This is a genomic window from Hungatella effluvii (assembly GCF_003201875.1).
Classification (GTDB): Bacteria; Bacillota; Clostridia; order Lachnospirales; family Lachnospiraceae; genus Hungatella; species Hungatella effluvii.
Window position 1 is genome coordinate 24,551 of sequence record NZ_QJKD01000025.1, and the last position, 20,470, is coordinate 45,020.

Sequence of the window (20,470 nt, forward strand, 5' to 3'; positions counted from 1 at the left end):
CTGTGTTCTTTATGGAAATTCTTCCATTTATCAGATAAATACAGGGATGGAACACAAGAATTCCTTGTTAAAAGTGTGACGAAACTTATTAACCCAGGTTATGTCTTGTATTTATATAAATACAATTATCTTAAAATATTTCTGCTGCAGTGCCGCCGATCCCCTTTTTATTTGATAAATCGATTCTGCCGCTGAAATTTCCATTGTGAAATTTTTATTCAATTCCTTTGTCTGATCCCAGCTTCAGAGAGGATAATCTAATAATTATTTAGGTATTTAAGGTGATTATATATTAGAAAATTTAATAAATACGCCACTATCTGACAGAGGAAAGCAGCTCAGCCACCTTATCTCTCGCCACCGCCTCAAAGCAGGCTGCGTGCTGGGAATCCGCGTAGGAGTAGGATACTTCCTCTCCCACAGTGGTTGGATCGGCGATCCAGTCCTTGCAGGAACTGTGGACCTGCGCAATGCCGGTTTTCTCCGTCAGCTCTTTCGCGTTGCCCGCGTTGATGCCGCTGCCTGCGAGTATCTCAATCCTGTCTCCAAAACGATCCTGGAGCTCTTTTAACAGCTGCCAGCCATCGGGAGCCTTGCTTTTCAGTCCGCTGGTCAGAATCCGGTCCACGCCCAGTGAAATCAGCTGCTCCGCGGCCTCAAACGGATTCTTCACACAGTCGAATGCACGGTGAAACACCGCTTCTCCGCCCTTTTCCCGGATGGCCTTCACCATCAGTTCCGTCTGAGATAAATCGATGGTTCCGTCCGCCTTCAGGCAGCCGAATGCGATTCCATCCGCTCCGTGTCCCATCATCATCTGGCAGTCAAAAAACATCTGTTTGAAGTCCGATACCCCATAACAGAAACCGGCGCCTCTCGGTCTCGCCATGGCGATGACTTTTAGAGGTGTTTTCTGTTTTACCAGCAGAAGTTCGGCCATAGAAGGGGTCAGCCCTCCCAGTGCCAGCGCGCTGTTTAATTCAATTCTCTCCGCGCCTCCGGCTGCCGCCTCCAGCGCATCATAATAACTCCCGCAGCAGATTTCTACCGTAATTTGTCCCATTTTTTCCTTCCTTTCTCCATTTCACCGCCGGAAATAAGCACGCATTTCTTAAGGAAACGCGCGCCTCCGCCTTCCGGTTCATGAACGGCACACAGGGACAGTATATCAGTTTGAAAATACCATGTCAATTTTTGACGGGGGGGGGTGGATTGAAGAAACGTGGACTTTTGCGTAGGGTATTGAGGAAAAGGGCGCGCGGGAGGCAGGGAGAGAAAGGTTCAGGGATTCCGAGGGGGTGGGACTAAGGGAGAATAACCCCCTCCGCAGGGGTCCCGGGCAATTCGACCGAACGCCTGATGCGTTCGCTCTCAGTGCCCGCAAAATCGCGTCCTGAAAACGCGATTTTGCCCCTGCTCCGGCGGGCACTTGGCTCCACAAGGAATGGAGGAACATAAATGGCCTTCCATTGGGGAACTGTGAACTCTGGATTAGACTATTGTTTTTTATCTTAAGGAGCCAATACACAGCCAAAGAGCCTGAGGAGAGCAGGAAGGGGACGGGGGCAGACGAACAAAAGGGTTCCTTTTCCGAGGTTCGCAGGAAGTTAAGCAGAAAGACAGGAAAAAAGGGTGGTGAAATCTGGCCTCCAAGCCAGATTTCAAGTGGACACGGATGAGAAGTCCTTCAGGAGTTCTCCGTAGTTTGCACGATCCGCCCTTTTTTCCTGTCTTTCTGCTTTACTTCCTGCCACCGAGGAAACAAGAACCCTTTTGTTCGTCTGCCCCCGTCCCCCTCCTGCTCTCCTCAGGCTCTTTGGCGTAGCATTCTCCCCCCACTATTTTGTCAAGATCCGCATCGATCCGTCGTTTGCCGTCATAGCGATGTTTTTGTCCGCTCCGTTATTCTCTCTCATATCTTTTTCGCTCGTATTCCTGCCGTTTAAGTTAATATCTCCGTACTTCATCATGAGATCAAAATTATAATCCTTCTCGGCGCCTGTGAGCTCCAGAGTGATGTCGCCGTACTTGTTTTCAAAGTCTCCGTTCTTTATATCAGCCATTCTGATATCGCAGGACCCGTCTGACTGCTTCATGGTCAGTGAATCCGAAACTACTGCGCTGCCCTTGATGCTTCCATATTTATTGGTCACGGTAATATTCTTGGACACGATATCCTTTAATACAATCTGGCTGTCGGAGGCATCAATATCCAGGCGGTCAGCCTCAATACTATTTAAATCCGTTTCTCCATACTTGTTGATGATATCGAGAGAAGTAAACGTACCGCTGTCACAGTGAATGGTCCCGTCGGAAGCGGTAAAGTAAGCCGTTTCAGCCTTTATGCCATTTAAATCGATGCTGCCGTACTTCGATGTGATATCCAGCGTTTTGGTATCCGGTCCATCGTAGATTACGCTGCTGTCGCTGGTATAGAGTTTTACTGCATCCATGGGAGTGTCCTTCGGCACGTAAATCGTTACGCTGCCATCCTCCCGGTCGTGTACATAACTTCCCTCTATCACCAGGAAACCGGCCGATCCCCATGTCTCGCTGTTAGTTGATTCCGGGACACAGGTAAAGCTCAGAATTCCATTCTTTACCGTGTATTCAGGCTCTTTATTTCTTATATAGAGATGGTATTCCAGATAGAAGAAATCATCTTCTGACGGTTTTATCTTAATGCCGTTATAATTCACCCGGACATCCATGGAGGTGAACGGATCAATCTTTGTTTTCTCAAGCTCAACCAGCTTTTCAGCATTTAAATTCCGCGCCTGCTGGTTGGTATACATCCCATTCCGGCCGATCCAGAAGCCCGGCTCTCCGCCCATGGCATATCCGGCCAGAGACAGTCCCAGACCAGCCACGATGCAGACACCCGCAACAGCCATGGTAACCTTCATGATTTTCTTCATTTTTTGTCCCCCCTCGTCAGCAGTCTTTTTGTAAAACCGGCCATGCCCTGATAAATATACTTACAGCTTGCACATCCGGCGCAGATCAGAAGCAGTCCCACTCCCGATTCTCCCAGTGCCGTGCCGAGTATGAAGATTCCGCTGGCCAGCTGAGACGGAATGAAATAGAAACCTGCCACGATACTCACGATTCCAACAGCCACGAATACTACTCCGCTGAGGAAAAGCGCAACGAAAATGGAAAAGACCATAAGCACCATGGCCAGGCCGAAGACCACAACGAGCAGCAGGAGGGGCAGTCCGATGGGAGCCGCACACAGTGCCAGAAGCACGATCCAGAGCGTGGACAATCCTTTCCTGGCGGCCCGTTCCGGCTTGGGCTCCTCCAGACGCTTGAGGGCCAGTTCCTTTACAATCTGAGCCGCACTCTCCTTTGCGTCACCCAGCTCCTCTATGACTTCCGCTTCCCGTTCAGGTCCCGCATCATCAAAATATTCGTTATAATAGGAAAGAGCCTCCTCCCGTTCCGCCTTCGGAAGACGCCTAAGCGCCAGCTCCAGCTCTTTCATATACTCATTCCTGCTCATCTTCTTCACCTCCAATGAGAATTTCGTCAGCCGCAGTCTTAAACTCATCCCACTCTTTCCGGTAGAATAAAAGCTGCCCTCTGCCCGCCTCTGTAATCTTATAATATCTTCTGTTTCTTCCCTGGTACTCCTGGTCATACGTCTCCAGGAACCCCGCCTCCAAAAGTCTCTTTAAAACCGGGTACAGGGAGGACTCCTTCTGACTCGCTATGTTCCGCAGCCGCTGGGCGATCATGTAGCCGTAGGCATCTTCTCCCTCTGCGATCGCCAGTACCATGGCGTCCAACAGCGCCGGTGTCAATTGATACACCATACCGTCCTGCCTCCTCTCATTATTTCTGAACAATTATTTCTGAACAGCCGATTTTTAATCACATTTATGTGTTTTATATATATACTTCATATACGTATATTATATTCCATATAATATATAATGTCAACGGATATATCTAATGATAAACTATGCTTTTTCTTAAGTAATTCTTAATCATGTAAATGATGCGCGATTTTAAAATGGCGGTATCATGAGAGCGGCGGCGGGTCTTACGGCAAAGAAAAAGCAGGCGGGACACGGCTGTGGTTCAGCCGCGTATCCGCCTGCATAGTAATCATTCAATCATTTTTCGCACTGGTGTAAGAATGCTTTAATCCAATTCCTTCACTCCGGTATAGAGTTCGTAATACCGGCCCTTCTGAGCCAACAGATCGTCGTGATCCCCGCGCTCAATGATCTCTCCGTTTTCCAGTACCATAATGGCATTGGCGTTGCGCACCGTGGAAAGGCGGTGGGCAATGACAAATGTAGTTCTGTCTGCCATCAGACGGTCCATACCGTGCTCGATATGTTTCTCTGTACGGGTATCGACCGAGCTGGTGGCCTCATCGAGAATCAGAATCGGCGCCTTGGAGATGGCCGCTCTGGCGATATTTAAAAGCTGCCTCTGGCCCTGGCTTAGGTTCGCTCCGTCGCCTTCCAGCACAGTGTCGAAGCCGTGGGGCAGACGCATGATAAAGGAATACGCCGAGGCCGTCTTTGCCGCCTGGATTACCTCCTCATCGGTGGCCTCCAGTCTGCCGTACCGGATATTTTCCATGACCGTCCCCGTAAATAAATGGGTATCCTGAAGAACCATGGCGATATTCTGGCGCAGATTGTCGCGGTTGATATGACGGATATTGACACCGTCGATGGTGATAGAACCGCTCTGAATATCGTAGAACCGGTTCAATAAGTTGGTAATCGTCGTCTTGCCTGCTCCCGTGGAACCTACAAAGGCGATCTTCTGTCCCGGTTTCGCATAGAGGCTGATATCCTTCAGAATTGTCTTATCCGGGTTATAGCCAAAGGTAACATCCTTCAGCTCCACATAGCCCTTCATTGGATTCAGCACCGCCGCGTCGCCGTCATCCACCGGCTCCGGCTCCTCATCCATAACCGCAAACACACGTTCCGCACCGGCCAGCGCCGAGAAAACGTTGCTGATCTGCATGGAGATCTCATTGATCGGCCTGGAGAACTGTCTGGAGAAGTTTAAAAATACGGTTAGGCCGCCGACGTCAAATCCTCTCAGCACACAGAGCAGACCGCCGATCGCCGCTGTCAGCGTGTAGTTCAGCTGGCTTAAGTTGCTCATAACAGGACCCATCATGCCGCCGAAGAACTGCGCCTTGATCATGTTGTCACGTAAATCTTCATTTAAAATCTCAAACTCTTCTTCCGCGATGTCCTCGTGACAGAAGACCTTCACGACCTTCTGGCCGCTGATCGTCTCCTCGATATAACCGTTGACGGCGCCGAGGGAGGTTTGCTGTGCGGAGAAATACTTCTGGCTCTTTCCCGCCACATAACCGCCGGCCTTCATCATCAGCGGAATCATAAAGATGGTCACCAGGGTCAGCCAGATGTTGGTGTAAATCATCAGGGCCAGCGTGCCGACTATGCTTAAAGCGCCTGAGAACAGCTGCACAAGCGTGCTGCTCAGCATCTGTCCCACGGTATCCACATCGTTGGTAAAACGGCTCATTAGGTCACCATTGTTGTTCGTATCGTAAAAACGTACCGGCAGCTTCTGCATCTTTGTAAAGAGCTCATCCCTGATCTTCTGCAGTGCGTTCTGTGCCACAGTCAGCATGACCCTCGACTGCGCATAGTTTGCGATTACGCCGATGAAGTAGATGGCTGCCATGAATACCAGGGAAGCGGCCAGACCGCCAACGCTTCCGCGGCTTCCATCCATGGGAGCGATATATTTATTGATAATTGGTCTCAGCATATAGGAACCGGTTAAGGTCGCCACCGTATTGACGATGACACAAAAAAATGCCAGCCCCATGTGAAGCTTATATCCATTTAAGTAGGACAGCAGCCGTCTGATGGTCTCCCTGCTGTTTTTCGGCATTCCGCCCTTACCGTGCTGTCTTCCGTGGCCCGGACCGCCCATGGGGCCGCGCCTTTTTGCCGGGGCTACATTTCTGCCGTAGCGCCTTTTTAAACTCTCTACCCGTTTCTGATTGTCCATTACGCGCTCGCCTCCTTCTCCCGGTCTCTCTGTGAATAATAAATCTCCTGGTAAGCTTCGCAGGATTTAATCAGTTCTTCGTGGGTTCCCATTCCCACGATCTTTCCGTCATCCAGAACAATAATCTTATCCGCACTCTCTACAGAACCGATTCTCTGGGCGATAATAAACTTTGTCGTATCTTTTAATGTGGTCTGGAAGCATTCGCGGATCTTTGCCTCTGTAGCCGTATCGACAGCCGATGTGCTGTCATCCAGAATCAGGATCTTCGGCTTCTTTAACAGGGCGCGCGCAATACAGAGCCTCTGCTTCTGGCCGCCGGAGACGTTGACGCCGCCCTGGCCCAAATCCATCTCGTATCCATCCTTAAAGGATGTGACGAATCCATCTGCCTGAGCACTCTCGGCCACTGCACGGATCTCTTCCATGGTCGCGTCATCACTGCCCCACTGCAGGTTTTCTGCAATCGTTCCGGAGAACAGGACATTTTTCTGAAGAACCATGCCGACGCCCTCTCTTAAATTCCGGATGGAATAATCCCGGACGTCGATACCGTCCACCAGCACCTGGCCGCGGTCCGCGTCATACAGTCTGGGGATCAACTGGACGAGGGACGTCTTTCCGCTTCCCGTGGAACCGATGATACCGATGGTCTCTCCCGGATTGGCGGTAAAATTAATATGATCCAGCACCATCTCGTCGGTGTCCTTCGCATACTGGAAACAGACATCTCTAAATTCAATCCGGCCTTCCGTCACGACAGCGTCCTTTCTTGCCGCGTGCTCATCCGTTAAGTCGATCTCCGTATCCAGGACTTCCCGGACACGCTTTAACGACGCCATGGCACGGGAGGCCTGTAAGAACACCATGGATACCATCATGAGGGACATCAGGATCTGAACGATGTATGTGGTAAATGCGGTCAAATCACCGACCGGCATGGAGCCGCCGATAATTAAGTTTCCGCCGTACCAGACGACGGCCAGCGTCGTCACGTTCATGGCCAGCATCATGACAGGCATGGTCGCAATTACGATCTTCATGGCCCGCAGGCTGCCTTCCTTCAAGTCTTCGTTGGTCCGGCGGAATTTTACTTCCTCATAGTCTTCCCGGACAAAGGATTTGATGACGCGCACATTGGTAAGCGCTTCCTGAACGCCTGAGTTTAACCGGTCGATCTTCTTCTGCATCACTTCGAACCGCGGAAAAGCCGTCTTCAAAATAATGGCAATCGCGATCAGCAGAAGCGGAATCACGACCAGAAGAATCGTCACAAGCCTGGGGTTCATTAAGTACGCCATGATCAGGCCGCCGATCAGCATGCCGGGCGCGCGGAACATCATACGAAGGCTCATCATCAGCACGTTCTGAATCTGCTGAACATCATTGGTCAGCCTGGTTACAAGGGAACCGCTGCTGAAATCGTCTATGTTCTTAAAGGAAAACTGCTGTACCTTGTCAAATACGTCTTTTCTCAAATCGGAGCTGAAACAGATGGAGGCCTTTGATGAAAAATAGGCCGCTCCGATTCCGCCCGCGGCCATAACAAAGGCCGTAACCACCATCACGCCGCCCACGGCTATGATATAGCTGGTGTCCCTGTTTGCTACACCGTTGTTAATGATCAGTGACATCAGCTTTGGAAGCATGATCTCACCAAATACCTCTGTCAGCATCAAAAGCGGTGCCAGCAGAAATGAGCCCCAATAGGGCTTTATATATTTCCAGTATCGCTTCACGTTATGAATCCTCCTTTTTTGTCGTTGTCTTAGTCGTTATGTCGGATAAATTCGCATAAATGCGCTCCAGATACCCTTCCATGGCCTGAAACTCTTCCTCCGTGAATCCCAGAAACATCTGATTCTCCACGTTTTTAAAAAACTGCCGGCTGTGTTCCACGACATCGAGCCCTTCCTCCGTCAGACAGAGTTTGTTGTACCGGTTGTCTTCCTGGTCCACAATTCTCGTGATATAGCCGCCCTTTTCCAGTTTTTTCACCGACACCGCTATGGTTGCTGCGGTGACGTTTAAATATTCCGCGATTTCCTTCTGGGACGCGTTGGAATGTTCCGCCAGGGTCGTTAAAATCTGATGCTGGCTCCTGTAGACTCCTGTCTTATTCAGCCGCTGCTCCAGAATGCTCCGGTGCAGCTTCATAATTCTGATGTACTGCGTCAGCACGTGATGAGCCGAAGAATCCAGCCACTTGCTGTCATGGCATGGCCCGCTGCCACAAGATTTCATGTTTTTCCGCCTCCCTTCCTCATCATATAGGGAATAATTAGTTATGTGATAGTTAGCTAATTAATAATTAGGTATTATACTCTTTCTCAATAAGGATTACAATAGGGTAATTATGAAATTTCTGTGAAATATAGAAAAAAAAGAGGCCAAAAGGCCCCTTCGTGTCACGCTCCAGGCGTGATCATAAATATAGATATAAATATAAATATGTAGGATTATATAGCTGCTGTTACATTTCCAGCGTAACCACGGTCCACCTGCTGTTCTGCATTATGAGGAAGCAGGGCCGCTTCATTTTATAGCGATAGTAGCGTTCCATACAGTTTACAAACAAACGGTATCTCATCAGGCTTGTACAAACAGGATAAATTGTCATGGTTTTCCCTCCCATATCATTCTGTTATAGTTTATGCGAAAAGTGCGTCTGTTATGACCATTTTTTCGGCACATCCACTTATTTTCAGTCAGAAAGCCGGAGACCGTAAACAGTCTCCGGCTCTCCGGCATCACCACGTGATCCAGCCGTAGGTTTTGTAATCATGAGGAATCACGTGATCATATGCTTCATTGAAGATTTCCCGTTTCAGCTTCCTGCGAAGTTTCTTAGACGTCTGCTTTTTCACGTACCGGCACTCATGGTCATAAAACCACTTCGTTTTTCTGTGGTGGCGGTAATCTTCCATCACTTCTTTTCTGGGATCCCGGTAATTCTTTTCAGTCTTATACATCCGCTTCCTATTGCGGCAGTATAACTCCATCTCCCATTCTTCAAGTTCTTTCTGAATCTCTCTTTCCAATTCTATCCCTGGCATGGGTTTTATATTTGCCCGTTACGGACACTTGCTCCACACCTAGAACAGATACATACGGTAATATAGCATCATCGCATTCCCCTCTCTCATGATACCTGCTTCTTTTTTTCGACTATACCATACCGGACAGTCATTTTCCATATACGGAAGCTTACAAACAATTACAATATCTTTACGGATGGCGTTCTGTGAAGGTCTCCGGCAGGCTTCCTAAATCGTAATACTTTTGCTACTTGTTTTTCATCAGTCCATCCCCTACAATGATACTATAAAATTGTAAGCGAAAAGGAGGGCCGCATTGATGAGTATTGCTTTTTGGATTATCTATGTCATAGTTATTATCGCCGTACCTGTAGTCTTCTTTGTCCTGGGTTATTATCTAATAAAAAAAGCCGTTAAAAATGGAATTCTGGAAGCCTACAAAGAGATTCACAAGGACCAGCAGTAAGTGAAAGGCGCCATCTCAAAAAAGGACGATCCCATACCGGGTATCGTCCTTTTCCTTTTGCCTCTAAAATAACACGTTTTTCTCAGCCGGCTTCGTACTGGCGATCAGCCTGCCTTCCCGGTAGCTAAAGAGTACCTCGCTCTGTTTGTTCAGCGCCTGATAGAAATCCTTCTGGTTCAGCACAATAAAGTCAGCCGGATTTCCCACCTTGATTCCATAGGTATCTCCCAGATTCAGCGTCCGCGCCGCGTTATGGGTAATCAGCTTATAGCTGTTTAAAATCTCCTCGTATCCCATCATCTGGCACACGTGAAGGCCCATGTGGACCACGCTCATCATATTGCCGTCGCCCAGGGGATACCAGGGATCGAAGATATCGTCGTGACCCATGGAAACGTTATTGCCGTTGGCCAGCAGCTCCTTCACCCGGGTAACGCCGCGGCGGCGCGGGTAATTGTCAAATCTTCCCTGTAAATGGGTGTTTACCAGAGGATTGCTGACAAAGTTAATGTCGCTCATCTTAAGCAGACGGAACAGCTTACTGCAGTAAGCGTTGTTATAGCTGTGCATGGCCGTGGTGTGGCTGGCGGTTACACGGTCCTTCAGTCCGCTTTCTAAAGCGCGGCAGGCCAGAACCTCCAGTCCCTTGGACTGCTCATCGTCGATCTCATCGCAGTGGACATCCACCAGACGGTCGTATCGCTCCGCCAGCTCCATGCAGTAATTGACACTCTCCACGGCGTATTCTCTGGTAAATTCAAAATGAGGGATCGCGCCCACGCAGTCCGCTCCCATCTTCACCGCATTTTCCAGCAGTTCTTTGCCATTTGGATAGCTTAAGATCCCCTCCTGAGGAAACGCGACGATCTGAATGGTCACATAGTCCCTCAGTTCCTCCTTCAGTTCCAGCATGGCTTCCATGGCTGTCAGTGATGGGTCTGTCACATCGACATGGGTTCTTACGTACTGAACGCCACCCGCCGCCTGCATCTGCACCGCCCTCCGGGCGCGCTCCTTGACGTCCTGCCTGCTCAGCTTTTCCTTCCGCTTCGACCAGCACTCAATCCCCTCGAACAGGGTGCCCGACATATTCCACACCGGGTCCCCGGCCGTTAAGCAGGTATCTAAGTGAACGTGGCTTTCGATAAACGGCGGAAATGCAGACTTCCCGGTACCGTCGATCACTTCCTCACCCGGAAGCGGTTCCAATGCAGGCGCAATCGCTTCAAATACTCCGTTAGACACGCGGATATCGGAAGCCTCTTTTCCATTTTCAATCAAGATCTGTTTTATAAGCATAACGGTTCTCCTCTCCTATCTAGTACAGCGTTTTCCAAAAATACGGTCGATGATCACAAAAATCACAGCCGCAACCAGCAAAGAATTCAGCGGCTTAATCCCCCACTGGACAAAGATTCCTACAAGCGCTCCGCCGGCCACCGCTAAAATCCCGCCCGGATTCACTGCTGTATGCGGATAGGACTCGTCCATATAATCCTTTTTGTGGAAGAAGTAATGGAGAATGATCACCGCGCCGACAGGAGGAATCATCCCGCTCAGCAGATTTAAAAAACCGACGAAATTATAGTAGAGCCAGACAGCCGTCGCCGTTCCTACCAGACCTCCCGCTAAAACCATGGGCTTCATGGGAACCTTGGTAATATTGGATACTCCGAGGCCGGCTGTGTAAAGCGCGTTATTATTGGTCGTCCAGATGTTGAGTCCCAGCGTAATTATCGCCGGTACCGCCAGTCCCTGTAAAATCAGAATATTAAAGATATCCGCAACTCCCGTAACAGCGCCGCCGACGGCTCCAAATATCATCATGATGGAATTTCCTACGAAGAAAGCTACCACCGTCGCCGTGACCGCAGTCTTCGGCGTCCTGGAAAATCTGGTGAAGTTTGGCGTCGCCGTTCCTCCCGAGATAAAAGATCCAACCACGATGGCAATGCCAGCCGCCAGCGAAATCGGATTCTCCGGGTTCTGTGCGAAGACATTCGCAAAACCGTGAACCTCCCTGACACCCCAGCTGACAGAATAAATACCCAGAATGGCAATGAGCGGAACCGCAATGGATCCAAGAACCGCCAGCGCCTTGATACCGAAATAGGCGGTAAGCGTCATCACGATGCCCGTAATGATAATCAGAATCGCAACCGGCACATGAGTCAGCTCCGATACCGGGATCGCAAAAATGGCGACACCCACGCCAAACCATCCGATCTGTGTGAAGCTGATTAAGGCTGATGGGAGAAAGGAACCGACCTCACCGAAAGATCGGTGCGCCAGTAAATCCAGCGTCAGCCCCGTCTTCTGCCCGATATACCCCAATATACCACAGTAAATCCCTAAAAAGATGTTGCCGATCAGCATTGCCGCCACAAATCCGGCTGCGTTCATGCCGATTCCTAAATTTCCTCCCGCAGTCATGCTGGGCGTGAAAAATGTGAACCCCACCAGCACTACCATTGCAGCCCACAGCCCCTGACGCTTCAGCTGAGGCGGTACGGCGGTAAGTGAAAATTCGGTATCCTTTGCCGTTGCCTTTTCCTTTGTCATTGCGCACCTCGTCTTCTTATTTATAATATTGTCTCCAGAGCGCATCTGATCATTCAATCGGAATGCGTTCTTTTCCGTAGACTACTATACAAATCTTTTTATGGAATGTCAATCAAATCTATTTTTATCCAGTGAATATTGTTCATTGACTTTTGTTCACTCGAGTGCTACAATGATTTAAGAGAAGAGAGGTGATACTGTGAAGGAAGAAAAAATAAGGATTTCCAAGCCGCCGGAGGAACGAAAACAGGAAATTATGGACGCCGCCATGCAGGCATTTACAGAAAAGGGATATGAACAAACGACTATGCGGGATATTGCTGCAGTGATCGGCGTCGTTCCCGGCCTCTGTTACCGGTATTTTAATTCGAAGCAGGAATTATTTGACAGCGCCGTCTCCCAGTATGTTCTGGACTACTGCGCCCCCATCGTTCAGGCTTTAAAGAGATACCGCGGGGACATCGACGGATTACTGGACTGCGTTGCGGACTTATTCCTGGACCGCGACGGCAAAGAGAAATACCATGAATTTTTCCATCAGGCTGAAAATAAAACCTTTCACAGCCTGCTGTTTCTGTCCAACTGCGATTATTTATTTCCTTATGTAAAGTCTTTTTTCGACAGCCTGAATGAGAATGGAACCGCGGCGGTCGCCGATACCGCTTCCTTTTCCAAATTTGTACTTTATGGTCTGTTTCCGATCCTGAATGATGACGAACTGTCTCCGGAAAGGAAAACAGAATTGGCCAGAGGCTATATTACCGGGCTGCTGAAGCTGTAATAGCACAGATATTGACAGGGGAGGCATTTCGGGCAGCGAGTGAACATTGTTCAATGAGAGGAGTCTTATCAATGAGTAAAACAGCATTAATCACCGGCGCAACCAGCGGTCTTGGGCTCAGCTATGCCAGATACTTTGCTTCCAAAGGATGCAATTTAATCATAACCGGACGGCGGGAAGACATCATCAGGGAAAATGCGGAAAGCCTGCAAAATCAATTCCATGTGAACGTGGAGGTCATCATCGCAGAGCTGTCCAGCTTAGACGGGATCAATCGGTTCCTCGCCCAAATCGGAGATCGAACCATCGATATTTTGGTGAACAACGCGGGCTTCGGGCTAAAACCTTCCTTTGTCGATACCCCGGAAACGGATGTGGAAAAGATGCTTTATCTGCAGGTCTGGTGTGTGACGAAGCTGACCCAGTTTGTACTAAAGGGCATGGTACGGAGGAATTCCGGAGCCATCATTAACATTTCATCGGACGGAGCCTTTGCCGTTCTCCCGCACAATGTTCTTTATTCGTCCACGAAGCTCTATATTATAAATTTTACCGAAGGCTTACATATGGAGCTCTCCGGCACGGACATAAGGGTACAGGCCGTCTGCCCCGGATTTATTGATTCACATTTTCATGAAAGCGCTGAAATGCATATGGATAAGAGCAGGAAGGGATTATTCGGTTTTCGCGATCCCGATGCCATCGTCGCCGACGCCATGAAAGATTTCGCTAAGAAAAAGGTCATCTCCGTACCCGACACCGGTGCAAAGATGATACGGACTCTCGTCAGGTTCTTACCCAGGAACCTGTTTTACCGGATGGCGGCCAGGTTTTCCAGCAGTCTCTCCGGCAAGAAATAAACGGCCACGGTAAACAGCCACGGTCAGTTGCGTGTTCTGAAACAGAATAGAGAGTCCGGCAAGCCTGACTCTCTATTCTGCTGCATTTTCAAACAGCTCAAACCGGTCTGTTATAATCGTTTCATCATCCAATATGCGTCTGCATAAGTCCCATCCTTATACTTCATATTGTTCGGAAATGTCCCGAAGATTTCGAATCCCATCTTCTTATAGAGGGCTATCGCTCTCTGATTATCGGCTACAACCTCCAGCTCAATCTGTTCAAATTGATGCTCTCTCGCAATTTCAATCAGCTTTCCGATCATCGCCTTTCCAATGCCGCGGCCGGTATACTTTTGATACAGCGCGATTCCCAGGCTGACGCGATGCTTAAATCTGCCCTGTTCCATCCCCATCAGGGAACAGTTTCCGACATACTCTCCATCGACAAATCCAAGAAGCATGATATTTTGTTTCGACTCATTCTGATTATGTATGAATTTTCGCTCGTCATCCAGCGTTAAATCGATCTCTTCCGGTTCTTTCACAAGAAACCTGGTCTCGCCGCACGTTGTTTTTAAGCATTCCAGCAGCATTTCGGCATCCTCTTCTCCGGCATTTCTAAGAAGCAGCTGATGTTCGCCCAGATCGATGATTTCGTCCTCTATTCTCATAGTAATCCTCCCATATTCCTAAGAGACTACCGTAAACCCTTTTCCCGCCAGACACGCCTCGACCGCCCGGATATCATCTGCGTGAAAAATCAGGATCGGCTTGTTGGAATCACGGTTAAATGACAGATAAACGTAATCCACATTGATGTTGCTCTCTGAGAGAGCCATCAAAAGGTGATGAAGGTTTCCCACTTCATCCGCCATCTCAACGCCCACCACGTCAGTCAGTTTGCATAAATAGTCCGCCTTCTCAAGTGCCGTTACCGCCTTGTCCGGAGCTGATACAACCATGCGGATAATTCCATACTCTGCACTGTCATTGGTTACGGAACCAAGGATATTGATGTTCTCCTCCTCAAGAATTCCGGTGACGTGCTTAAATGTGCCTTTTCTATTCTCTGCGTAAATCGATAATTGCTTCAGCATAACTTATCCTCCTGATTGTTTACTTTCGCCTTATGGCTCGCTGATTAACAGATTATACCATAAACCTGTCCATTCTGAAACCACCTCTGTTATAGAAGTTCTCCCAGAATCTCTTTCAGATTCTTCATCTCCTCTTCGGACAGCGTCGTTCCCTTTCCCATCTTTTCGTGATCCGGCGCCCAGTCACGGATGTCATACTTCGGGGCACCGCCGTTCCAGCTGATCAGATTCACTTCTTTTCTCCAGCCTTTGGCATTCTCGGACAGCACGCCAAACTCTTTTACAATATCAAACTTAATATCCGCCATTCTCTGCCCCTCTTTCCCGTTTCTTTATTTCCTCCGCAGTCGGAAGTTCCAGATCCTCTTTTATATCGACATCCGCCTCCATGACCGCTTTATAGTACTGATGGATCGTTTTATTGACAGAAATAATCCGGCTTTTGGGATTAATCCGTTTTACTGCCTCATCAAAATCCTGTGTCCCGCCCTTTTCCATGGCGTCTTTGATCTGCAGGTAATACATAATCAGGTGTTCCCGCTTCTCACCCGGAATCAGTTCTTCCAGAAGCCTTCCCACCTTGTTTCTGTGCTTCGCACCGTAACGGAAATAATGGTGCAGGGCTTCCTCTTCCCGCTTTCTCTGTTCTTCCCTGCTTTCTATGGTAAATCCCATAAATTTCATAATAATCACCTCCGTATGCTGTCCGGTCGTCCTGAGTATCAGCCGCGTGCTTTCAGAATATCAGCCTTTTTATGATCTGTCAATCACCGGATCAGCAGTTCATCGCTTATCCGGACTGTGAACCGCAGAATATGGGAACACGGTATACTCATAGAATAAAGAGTCCGGCGAGCCGGAGTCGCGCGCCGGAGCGCGGCTGCTTCAGCGGCCATACTTCCTTAGCGCGGAGTGCGCCTCCTGCCAGGAGGGCTTTTTTGTGTAACAGGAGCACTTTCCTGTTACATAAAAAAAAGAAAAGGCCCAGTAAATACTGAGCCTTTTGAGTGGAGTAGACGGGATTTGAACCCGTGTCCAAAAACCAATTCCCTGTTCTTCTACTATCATAGTCAGTTATTTTACATTCCCTCTGTCACCCGAAAACTGACACCCTGGTGAGTTCAGTAGCTTCATCATACGCCCATATGCTCAAAGCTTTGCATAAGTCGTTTCTCACATCGTCGATGCCGGATTCTTAAGGTGTGAGTGCCCTAAGGCCGACAAGCAGCATTAAGCTGCCAGTGCTAATTCGTTATTGTTAGCGTTTATATTTAAGTTTGCCATTTAACGCATCGCATGCGGATAGCTTCACCAGCTGCATGACCCCTGTCGAAACCAGTACTACCCCGGACTGGTGCCTCTTTTGAGGTATCCTTATACTAGCACGAAACAGGAACGCTGTCAAGAGTGCTGCCCAAGATTCCGGATTTTGGAACTGCCGTCAAATCCCGTTCTCAGGCCCGCCGTCCTCGGCCTCCCGTTCGGCCACGGCTGGCTCCTGCGCCCTTTCCAGTGACTTTGCAGGGTATTAGCAATTCTTAACGCGCAGGATTTTTCGTTCAGGGGAAATGACCACCTGTCTGAGCGCAGCGAGTTTGGTCATTTTCTCTGGTTTTTAGAAAAATTCTGCACGTTTAGAAGTGCTTATGCCCGAAACTGGAACTGGAAAGGGCGCAGGAGCCAGCCGTGACCGAACGGGAGGCCGAGGACGGCGGGCCTGGGAACGGGATCTGCTAATCCTAAAAACCTTTTTTTACCAGTTCTGAAACGATCTGGACATAGCATTCCACCACATCGAAGCCTTTATAATCTTCCCTTTTCAAGTCAATCATATCCCCGTGAGATATCCCGCGGTGGCCGCTGCTGGCAAACACGGTGCGGAATTCTCCCCAGCGGGCAGACTCCGTGCTCACCAGGCCGTCATTGTCCCCCTCCAGAGGCTTTATGAGGCAGTAGGGAATCCACAGCAGCGGATCGCTGAAACAGTCGCGCATCTTCGAAGCATAGCTCTGATAGAAGACACCGGACGCATCGGGAACCGACTCATTAAATGCTCTGCTGGACTCTGTGGAAAACTGATGGGTCGCGGTATAGAAATCCGGGTTCTTATCCCCAAACCGGGAAAATGTCCGGTCAAAGCATTTGGCAACCAGACGGTATAAGCCTTCCGGTAAGCGGACGGCGTAGTCAACGAACCGGCATCCGTGATGCGGGGTACTGACTGTCGTAAGTGACGCCGTGTATGGCGCCATCCCCAGCTTGCTGATGGCATAGCGCGCATCCAGTCCGCCCTTTGAGTGTGCAATGATGTTGACCTTTTCACATCCGGTCTCCTTCACCACCTCCAGGATCTTCTTCCGAATGTCCTCTGCGTTGTAGGTAATGGTCCCCAGCGCCTCCTGATTGCCATAGTAGACGGTGGCCCCTAGCCGCGTCAGTTCCCGGGGAATTCTTCCCCAGTAGTTAAAGTAACGAAGGTCGCGGAAGCCGACTCCATGCACCATAATGAGCGGATACTTCGTCCGGCAGAGATTGGACTCCACGCGGGTCGACCGGACGGATTCCTTGTAGCAGGCAAAATCATACTCCGCCCGTACCAGTCTCATGGCATGGAGCAGCACAGCCAGATTGACAATCGGAATCCACATGGCCAGCAGCATCAGGACCCGCATTCTCACGCGAAGACGCGCCGACGTAAGATACATCCTCAGAATTCCATTCCACAGAAGAACCAGAAGAGCCGCTGCCGCAAATACCATATTGCCGATCAGGACACCCACCGGCCATTCCGCTGTCTCAGCGCTGCCGCTGAGCAGACGGGGATATAGGACAAATGCAATCAGGCACTGTGCCAGAATTCCGTAAATCGCAGCAAATCCAAGAGTCCGTCCACCGCGCATGATAACGAGACGCAGCTTTGCATGGTTCTTGTCATGGTACGGTCTTATATTAAAATAAAGCCAGCAAATGCTTAAGAGAATGGCCCCAACAACTGCCGCTGCGGGCTGTGCCGGTATCGTCCCTTCCATGAGGCGTCCGGTAAATAAGCCGTACACAAGCAGCGGAAGATTCGATACCGCCGCAATCATAAGCGCCAGATACAGCTTCCTTAATAATCTTTTTGCCTTCATGAGTTTACTCCCCTCTGTCTTCTTCTGTTATCCGCCGATGATTCCCACTGATACCTGCTTTCTAACGTTCTTCTCCGTATCCGCGGCCCTCTTGAATATCCAGATCCCGGAACAGCGAGGCGACGGCAGCTTCATACTCCGCGGCCCGCTCCGCCTTGCGAATCTTCTTTCCGTATTTTTCCGATCCTGGAAACAGAAACAGCAGGTAAAACCAGAGTTCCTTCATCTTAAACAGGACATTCCGGTTGCCGGATATGGTCTCCCGGTAACCCTGGTAAATCATATCGTGAAATTCCTTAATCCGGCCTTTGTCCGGAAAACCGAATCCCTTAATCTCACCAGCCAGTCCGGGATTTGCGATCAGGCCCCGGCCCAGCATAATACAGTCCACCTCCGGAAATCCGGCGTGGAACTCCTCCCAGTCCCCGGGAGTAAAGATGTCTCCATTGTACCATACCTCATTTCTGCTGGCTTTCAGAGCCTTTTGAAATGCGGCGCGGTCAGGCGTACTCTTATAGAAATCACTTCTCACCCGCGGATGGATTATCAATTCTTTTAAGGGATATTTATTGTAAATTTCAAGGAGTTCCTCAAATTCATCCGGCGATGCCATTCCCAGCCTTGTTTTTACGGAAAGACGGATATGGATTCCCGCACATACCTCATCAAGAAATGCATCCAGCGCTTCCTTTTTCGCCAGAAAACCGGCTCCCTTATATTTCGTAACCACCGTTCCGGACGGACATCCCAGATTTAAATTCACCTCGTCATACCCCAGCGCCTCAAGCTCACCCGCCATCCAGATAAAGTCTTCCGCACGGTTTGTGAGAATCTGAGGAATCAGGGTAATTCCTTTGTTATGTTCCGGAAGCACATCATTTCGCTCTCTCGAAGCGAAGCGGTGATTCTGGTTCGGCTGTAAAAATGGAGTAAAATACCGGTCCACATGGGGAAACAGCGCGTGATGGGCGCTCCGGTATACATAGCCTGTAATCCCCTCCATCGGGGCAAAACAGCAGCATGGTTCCTTATGATCTTCTCTCTTTTCAATCACCAGACTCGTCTCCGCCTTTCAATCCTTTTATTCTCACAAAATAGCTGACGACCAGCACCACATCCGCGCCGATCCAGGCCAGGATCTCTGCATAAAAAATGCCCTCCTGCCCGAAGGCCCGCGGTAGAAACAGCGCAGCTCCCGTTCTCATTAAAAATTCCACCACGCCGGACAGCATGGGCAGAACTGTATCTCCCATCCCCTGGATGGATGAGCGAACCACGTGAAGCAGGTAAAGGATAGGGAGACAGACGCTCATGATTGCCAGATAATGGTAGGCGATTTCCATAGTCCTGGCCGCCTCTTCGGGTGTTCCCGTGATGAAGCATCCGAGAATCGCCTGCCCGAAGACCAGCATCACGGCCGCGATCACAGCCGAGGTGAGCATGGCTAAGAGAAGCCCTGATTTCATCCCCTGCCTGATGCGCCTGATCTTTCCGGCGCCCAGATTCTGGCCCACATAAGTAGTCATGGCATAGCCATAGGAGGTCGCGGCGATCTCCAGCAGTCCATACAGCTTGTTGGTCGCCGTAAATCCAGCGATGAAGAGAACTCCGAATCCATTGACCACCGACTGCACAATCATACCGCCCACAGCGATGATTCCATTCTGGAATGCCATGGGAATTCCCAGGGTCATCAGCTTTCTGCAAAGATACGGTTCCAGGTGAAAATCCTTCTTTTCAAATGAAAGAATCGACACCTTTAACAGGCTCTTTAAACAGTATAAACTGGAGCAGGCCTGCGCGATCAGCGTGGCCGCGGCCGCACCGCCGATCCCCCAGTGAAAGACAAGTACAAACAGCAGGTCCAGGCCGATGTTGACCGCGGATGCCACCACCATAGCGTGGAGCGGTGTTTTCCCGTCTCCCATGGCCCGAAGGATGGAGGCCAGAACATTATATGCCATCACAATGGGAATTCCCCAGAACATGATCCTTAAATACAAAAGACTCCGCCCGATGATTTCATCCGGCGTATTCAAAAGCAGCAGGACCGGCCGCGCGGCCGCCTGCATGAGAGCTAACATGACCACGGATCCAAGACAGGCCAGAATCGCCGAATTTGCGATTACCTGCCGAAGCTTTCTGTAATCTCCAGCCCCGAATTCGTAGGCCATCAGTATGGCAAATCCCTGGGATATGCCCTGAATCATCCCCAACACCATCCAGTTCAGCCAGTCCGCGGCCCCCAGCGCAGCCAACGCGCCGACGCCCAGGGCCTGACCAACCACCATGGTGTCCACCACGGTATAAAACTGCTGAAATACATTGCCAAACATCAGAGGCAGTGAAAACGCGAAAATAAGCTTCAGCGGATGCCCCTCCGTCATTGTCCTAATTTTGGCCATTTTAATTTTCTCCTGATTTCTTTTTCCTTTTATCAATACCGTATATTTCCAGAATGATTATAACCTGTCAAGGCAAAAAGTGCAATCCGATTCCGGAAAGTGTCCGGCCGGAGGGCGAAGCGGA

21 protein-coding genes and 1 other RNA gene are annotated in these 20,470 nt (G+C 49.7%); 3 read left to right on the forward strand and 19 right to left on the reverse strand.

The features are described 5' to 3' along the window. Positions 1-316: 316 nt before the first annotated feature. The 9 genes from DFR60_RS27800 to DFR60_RS27835 all read right to left on the reverse strand — a co-directional run bounded on the left by DFR60_RS27800 (position 317) and on the right by DFR60_RS27835 (position 8,996). Complete coding sequence (locus DFR60_RS27800; RefSeq protein WP_110326227.1) at positions 317-1,063, reverse strand: copper homeostasis protein CutC; 747 nt, start codon at positions 1,061-1,063, stop codon at positions 317-319. Between the two features lie 775 nt (positions 1,064-1,838). Further along, the gene (locus DFR60_RS27805) at positions 1,839-2,918 is read right to left on the reverse strand and encodes a DUF4097 family beta strand repeat-containing protein (protein WP_110326228.1); all 1,080 of its coding nucleotides are present in this window, start codon (positions 2,916-2,918) and stop codon (positions 1,839-1,841) included. Beyond that, positions 2,915-3,505: a DUF1700 domain-containing protein gene (locus DFR60_RS27810; RefSeq protein ID WP_002600149.1), complete on the reverse strand. Its 591-nt coding sequence runs from the start codon at positions 3,503-3,505 to the stop codon at positions 2,915-2,917. The genes DFR60_RS27805 and DFR60_RS27810 overlap by 4 nt, the downstream gene beginning before the upstream one ends. Continuing rightward, complete coding sequence (locus tag DFR60_RS27815; protein WP_110326231.1) at positions 3,492-3,818, reverse strand: PadR family transcriptional regulator; 327 nt, start codon at positions 3,816-3,818, stop codon at positions 3,492-3,494. Before DFR60_RS27815 ends, DFR60_RS27810 begins: the two co-directional genes overlap by 14 nt. Positions 3,819-4,149: 331 nt before the next feature. Then, the gene (locus tag DFR60_RS27820; protein ID WP_110326232.1) at positions 4,150-6,024 is read right to left on the reverse strand and encodes an ABC transporter ATP-binding protein; all 1,875 of its coding nucleotides are present in this window, start codon (positions 6,022-6,024) and stop codon (positions 4,150-4,152) included. Continuing rightward, complete coding sequence (locus tag DFR60_RS27825; RefSeq protein WP_110326234.1) at positions 6,024-7,763, reverse strand: ABC transporter ATP-binding protein; 1,740 nt, start codon at positions 7,761-7,763, stop codon at positions 6,024-6,026. Before DFR60_RS27825 ends, DFR60_RS27820 begins: the two co-directional genes overlap by 1 nt. Before the next feature lies 1 nt (position 7,764). Next, entirely contained in the window at positions 7,765-8,268 is a 504-nt protein-coding gene (locus DFR60_RS27830) for a MarR family winged helix-turn-helix transcriptional regulator (protein WP_002600153.1), read from the reverse strand. Positions 8,269-8,497: 229 nt separating this feature from the next. Further along, positions 8,498-8,644, reverse strand: coding sequence for a hypothetical protein (locus DFR60_RS30585; protein WP_002600154.1), 147 nt, complete (start codon positions 8,642-8,644; stop codon positions 8,498-8,500). Between the two features lie 130 nt (positions 8,645-8,774). After that, positions 8,775-8,996, reverse strand: coding sequence for a hypothetical protein (locus tag DFR60_RS27835; RefSeq protein WP_002600155.1), 222 nt, complete (start codon positions 8,994-8,996; stop codon positions 8,775-8,777). A gap of 385 nt (positions 8,997-9,381) precedes the next feature. Here DFR60_RS27835 and DFR60_RS30590 point away from each other — a divergent pair, with 385 nt between their 5' ends. Continuing rightward, on the forward strand, positions 9,382-9,528 hold the full coding sequence (locus tag DFR60_RS30590; RefSeq protein ID WP_002600156.1) for a DUF6019 family protein: 147 nt from the start codon (positions 9,382-9,384) through the stop codon (positions 9,526-9,528). Between the two features lie 63 nt (positions 9,529-9,591). Here the strand turns inward: DFR60_RS30590 and codA are convergent, their stop codons facing one another. Further along, a complete protein-coding gene (codA, locus tag DFR60_RS27840) occupies positions 9,592-10,827 on the reverse strand; it encodes a cytosine deaminase (protein WP_110326236.1) in 1,236 nt (411 codons plus the stop codon). 15 nt (positions 10,828-10,842) lie between these two features. Continuing rightward, entirely contained in the window at positions 10,843-12,090 is a 1,248-nt protein-coding gene (gene codB / locus DFR60_RS27845) for a cytosine permease (protein ID WP_110326238.1), read from the reverse strand. Between the two features lie 199 nt (positions 12,091-12,289). On the opposite strand from codB, the gene DFR60_RS27850 reads away from it, so the two are divergent. Both DFR60_RS27850 and DFR60_RS27855 read left to right on the forward strand, forming a co-directional pair. Then, complete coding sequence (locus DFR60_RS27850) at positions 12,290-12,871, forward strand: TetR/AcrR family transcriptional regulator (RefSeq protein ID WP_243005204.1); 582 nt, start codon at positions 12,290-12,292, stop codon at positions 12,869-12,871. A 71-nt stretch (positions 12,872-12,942) separates the two neighbouring features. Then, a complete protein-coding gene (locus DFR60_RS27855) occupies positions 12,943-13,731 on the forward strand; it encodes an SDR family NAD(P)-dependent oxidoreductase (RefSeq protein WP_110326240.1) in 789 nt (262 codons plus the stop codon). Between the two features lie 110 nt (positions 13,732-13,841). Here DFR60_RS27855 and DFR60_RS27860 read toward each other — a convergent pair whose 3' ends face one another. From DFR60_RS27860 to DFR60_RS27895, 8 genes are all read right to left on the reverse strand, one after another. Next, positions 13,842-14,384 carry a GNAT family N-acetyltransferase gene (locus DFR60_RS27860; protein ID WP_110326242.1) on the reverse strand — a complete coding sequence of 181 codons (543 nt, stop codon included), beginning with the start codon at positions 14,382-14,384 and terminating at the stop codon, positions 13,842-13,844. A gap of 18 nt (positions 14,385-14,402) precedes the next feature. After that, a complete protein-coding gene (locus DFR60_RS27865) occupies positions 14,403-14,810 on the reverse strand; it encodes an ACT domain-containing protein (protein WP_002600162.1) in 408 nt (135 codons plus the stop codon). Between the two features lie 89 nt (positions 14,811-14,899). Next, the gene (locus DFR60_RS27870; protein ID WP_110326244.1) at positions 14,900-15,118 is read right to left on the reverse strand and encodes a YdbC family protein; all 219 of its coding nucleotides are present in this window, start codon (positions 15,116-15,118) and stop codon (positions 14,900-14,902) included. After that, entirely contained in the window at positions 15,105-15,494 is a 390-nt protein-coding gene (locus DFR60_RS27875; protein WP_110326246.1) for a hypothetical protein, read from the reverse strand. Before DFR60_RS27875 ends, DFR60_RS27870 begins: the two co-directional genes overlap by 14 nt. Before the next feature lie 321 nt (positions 15,495-15,815). Continuing rightward, positions 15,816-16,158: a transfer-messenger RNA gene (gene ssrA, locus DFR60_RS27880) on the reverse strand. A 391-nt stretch (positions 16,159-16,549) separates the two neighbouring features. Beyond that, entirely contained in the window at positions 16,550-17,941 is a 1,392-nt protein-coding gene (locus tag DFR60_RS27885) for a lipase family alpha/beta hydrolase (protein WP_110326248.1), read from the reverse strand. 61 nt (positions 17,942-18,002) lie between these two features. Further along, positions 18,003-18,944 (reverse strand): tRNA dihydrouridine synthase, encoded by a 942-nt coding sequence (locus DFR60_RS27890; protein ID WP_110326298.1) that lies wholly within the window; start codon positions 18,942-18,944, stop codon positions 18,003-18,005. Positions 18,945-18,987: 43 nt separating this feature from the next. Next, complete coding sequence (locus DFR60_RS27895; protein ID WP_110326250.1) at positions 18,988-20,346, reverse strand: MATE family efflux transporter; 1,359 nt, start codon at positions 20,344-20,346, stop codon at positions 18,988-18,990. Between the last annotated feature and the right edge of the window lie 124 nt (positions 20,347-20,470).

Coding starts and splice junctions, on each gene's coding strand:
- DFR60_RS27800 (WP_110326227.1), bottom strand. CDS start 1,063: ATGGGACAAATTACGGTAGAAATCTGCTGCGGGAGTTATTATGATGCG.
- DFR60_RS27805 (WP_110326228.1), bottom strand. CDS start 2,918: ATGAAGAAAATCATGAAGGTTACCATGGCTGTTGCGGGTGTCTGCATC.
- DFR60_RS27810 (WP_002600149.1), bottom strand. CDS start 3,505: ATGAGCAGGAATGAGTATATGAAAGAGCTGGAGCTGGCGCTTAGGCGT.
- DFR60_RS27815 (WP_110326231.1), bottom strand. CDS start 3,818: ATGGTGTATCAATTGACACCGGCGCTGTTGGACGCCATGGTACTGGCG.
- DFR60_RS27820 (WP_110326232.1), bottom strand. CDS start 6,024: ATGGACAATCAGAAACGGGTAGAGAGTTTAAAAAGGCGCTACGGCAGA.
- DFR60_RS27830 (WP_002600153.1), bottom strand. CDS start 8,268: ATGAAATCTTGTGGCAGCGGGCCATGCCATGACAGCAAGTGGCTGGAT.
- DFR60_RS30585 (WP_002600154.1), bottom strand. CDS start 8,644: ATGACAATTTATCCTGTTTGTACAAGCCTGATGAGATACCGTTTGTTT.
- DFR60_RS27835 (WP_002600155.1), bottom strand. CDS start 8,996: ATGTATAAGACTGAAAAGAATTACCGGGATCCCAGAAAAGAAGTGATG.
- DFR60_RS30590 (WP_002600156.1), top strand. CDS start 9,382: ATGAGTATTGCTTTTTGGATTATCTATGTCATAGTTATTATCGCCGTA.
- codA (WP_110326236.1), bottom strand. CDS start 10,827: ATGCTTATAAAACAGATCTTGATTGAAAATGGAAAAGAGGCTTCCGAT.
- codB (WP_110326238.1), bottom strand. CDS start 12,090: ATGACAAAGGAAAAGGCAACGGCAAAGGATACCGAATTTTCACTTACC.
- DFR60_RS27855 (WP_110326240.1), top strand. CDS start 12,943: ATGAGTAAAACAGCATTAATCACCGGCGCAACCAGCGGTCTTGGGCTC.
- DFR60_RS27860 (WP_110326242.1), bottom strand. CDS start 14,384: ATGAGAATAGAGGACGAAATCATCGATCTGGGCGAACATCAGCTGCTT.
- DFR60_RS27865 (WP_002600162.1), bottom strand. CDS start 14,810: ATGCTGAAGCAATTATCGATTTACGCAGAGAATAGAAAAGGCACATTT.
- DFR60_RS27870 (WP_110326244.1), bottom strand. CDS start 15,118: ATGGCGGATATTAAGTTTGATATTGTAAAAGAGTTTGGCGTGCTGTCC.
- DFR60_RS27875 (WP_110326246.1), bottom strand. CDS start 15,494: ATGAAATTTATGGGATTTACCATAGAAAGCAGGGAAGAACAGAGAAAG.
- DFR60_RS27885 (WP_110326248.1), bottom strand. CDS start 17,941: ATGAAGGCAAAAAGATTATTAAGGAAGCTGTATCTGGCGCTTATGATT.
- DFR60_RS27890 (WP_110326298.1), bottom strand. CDS start 18,944: ATGGAGGGGATTACAGGCTATGTATACCGGAGCGCCCATCACGCGCTG.
- DFR60_RS27895 (WP_110326250.1), bottom strand. CDS start 20,346: ATGGCCAAAATTAGGACAATGACGGAGGGGCATCCGCTGAAGCTTATT.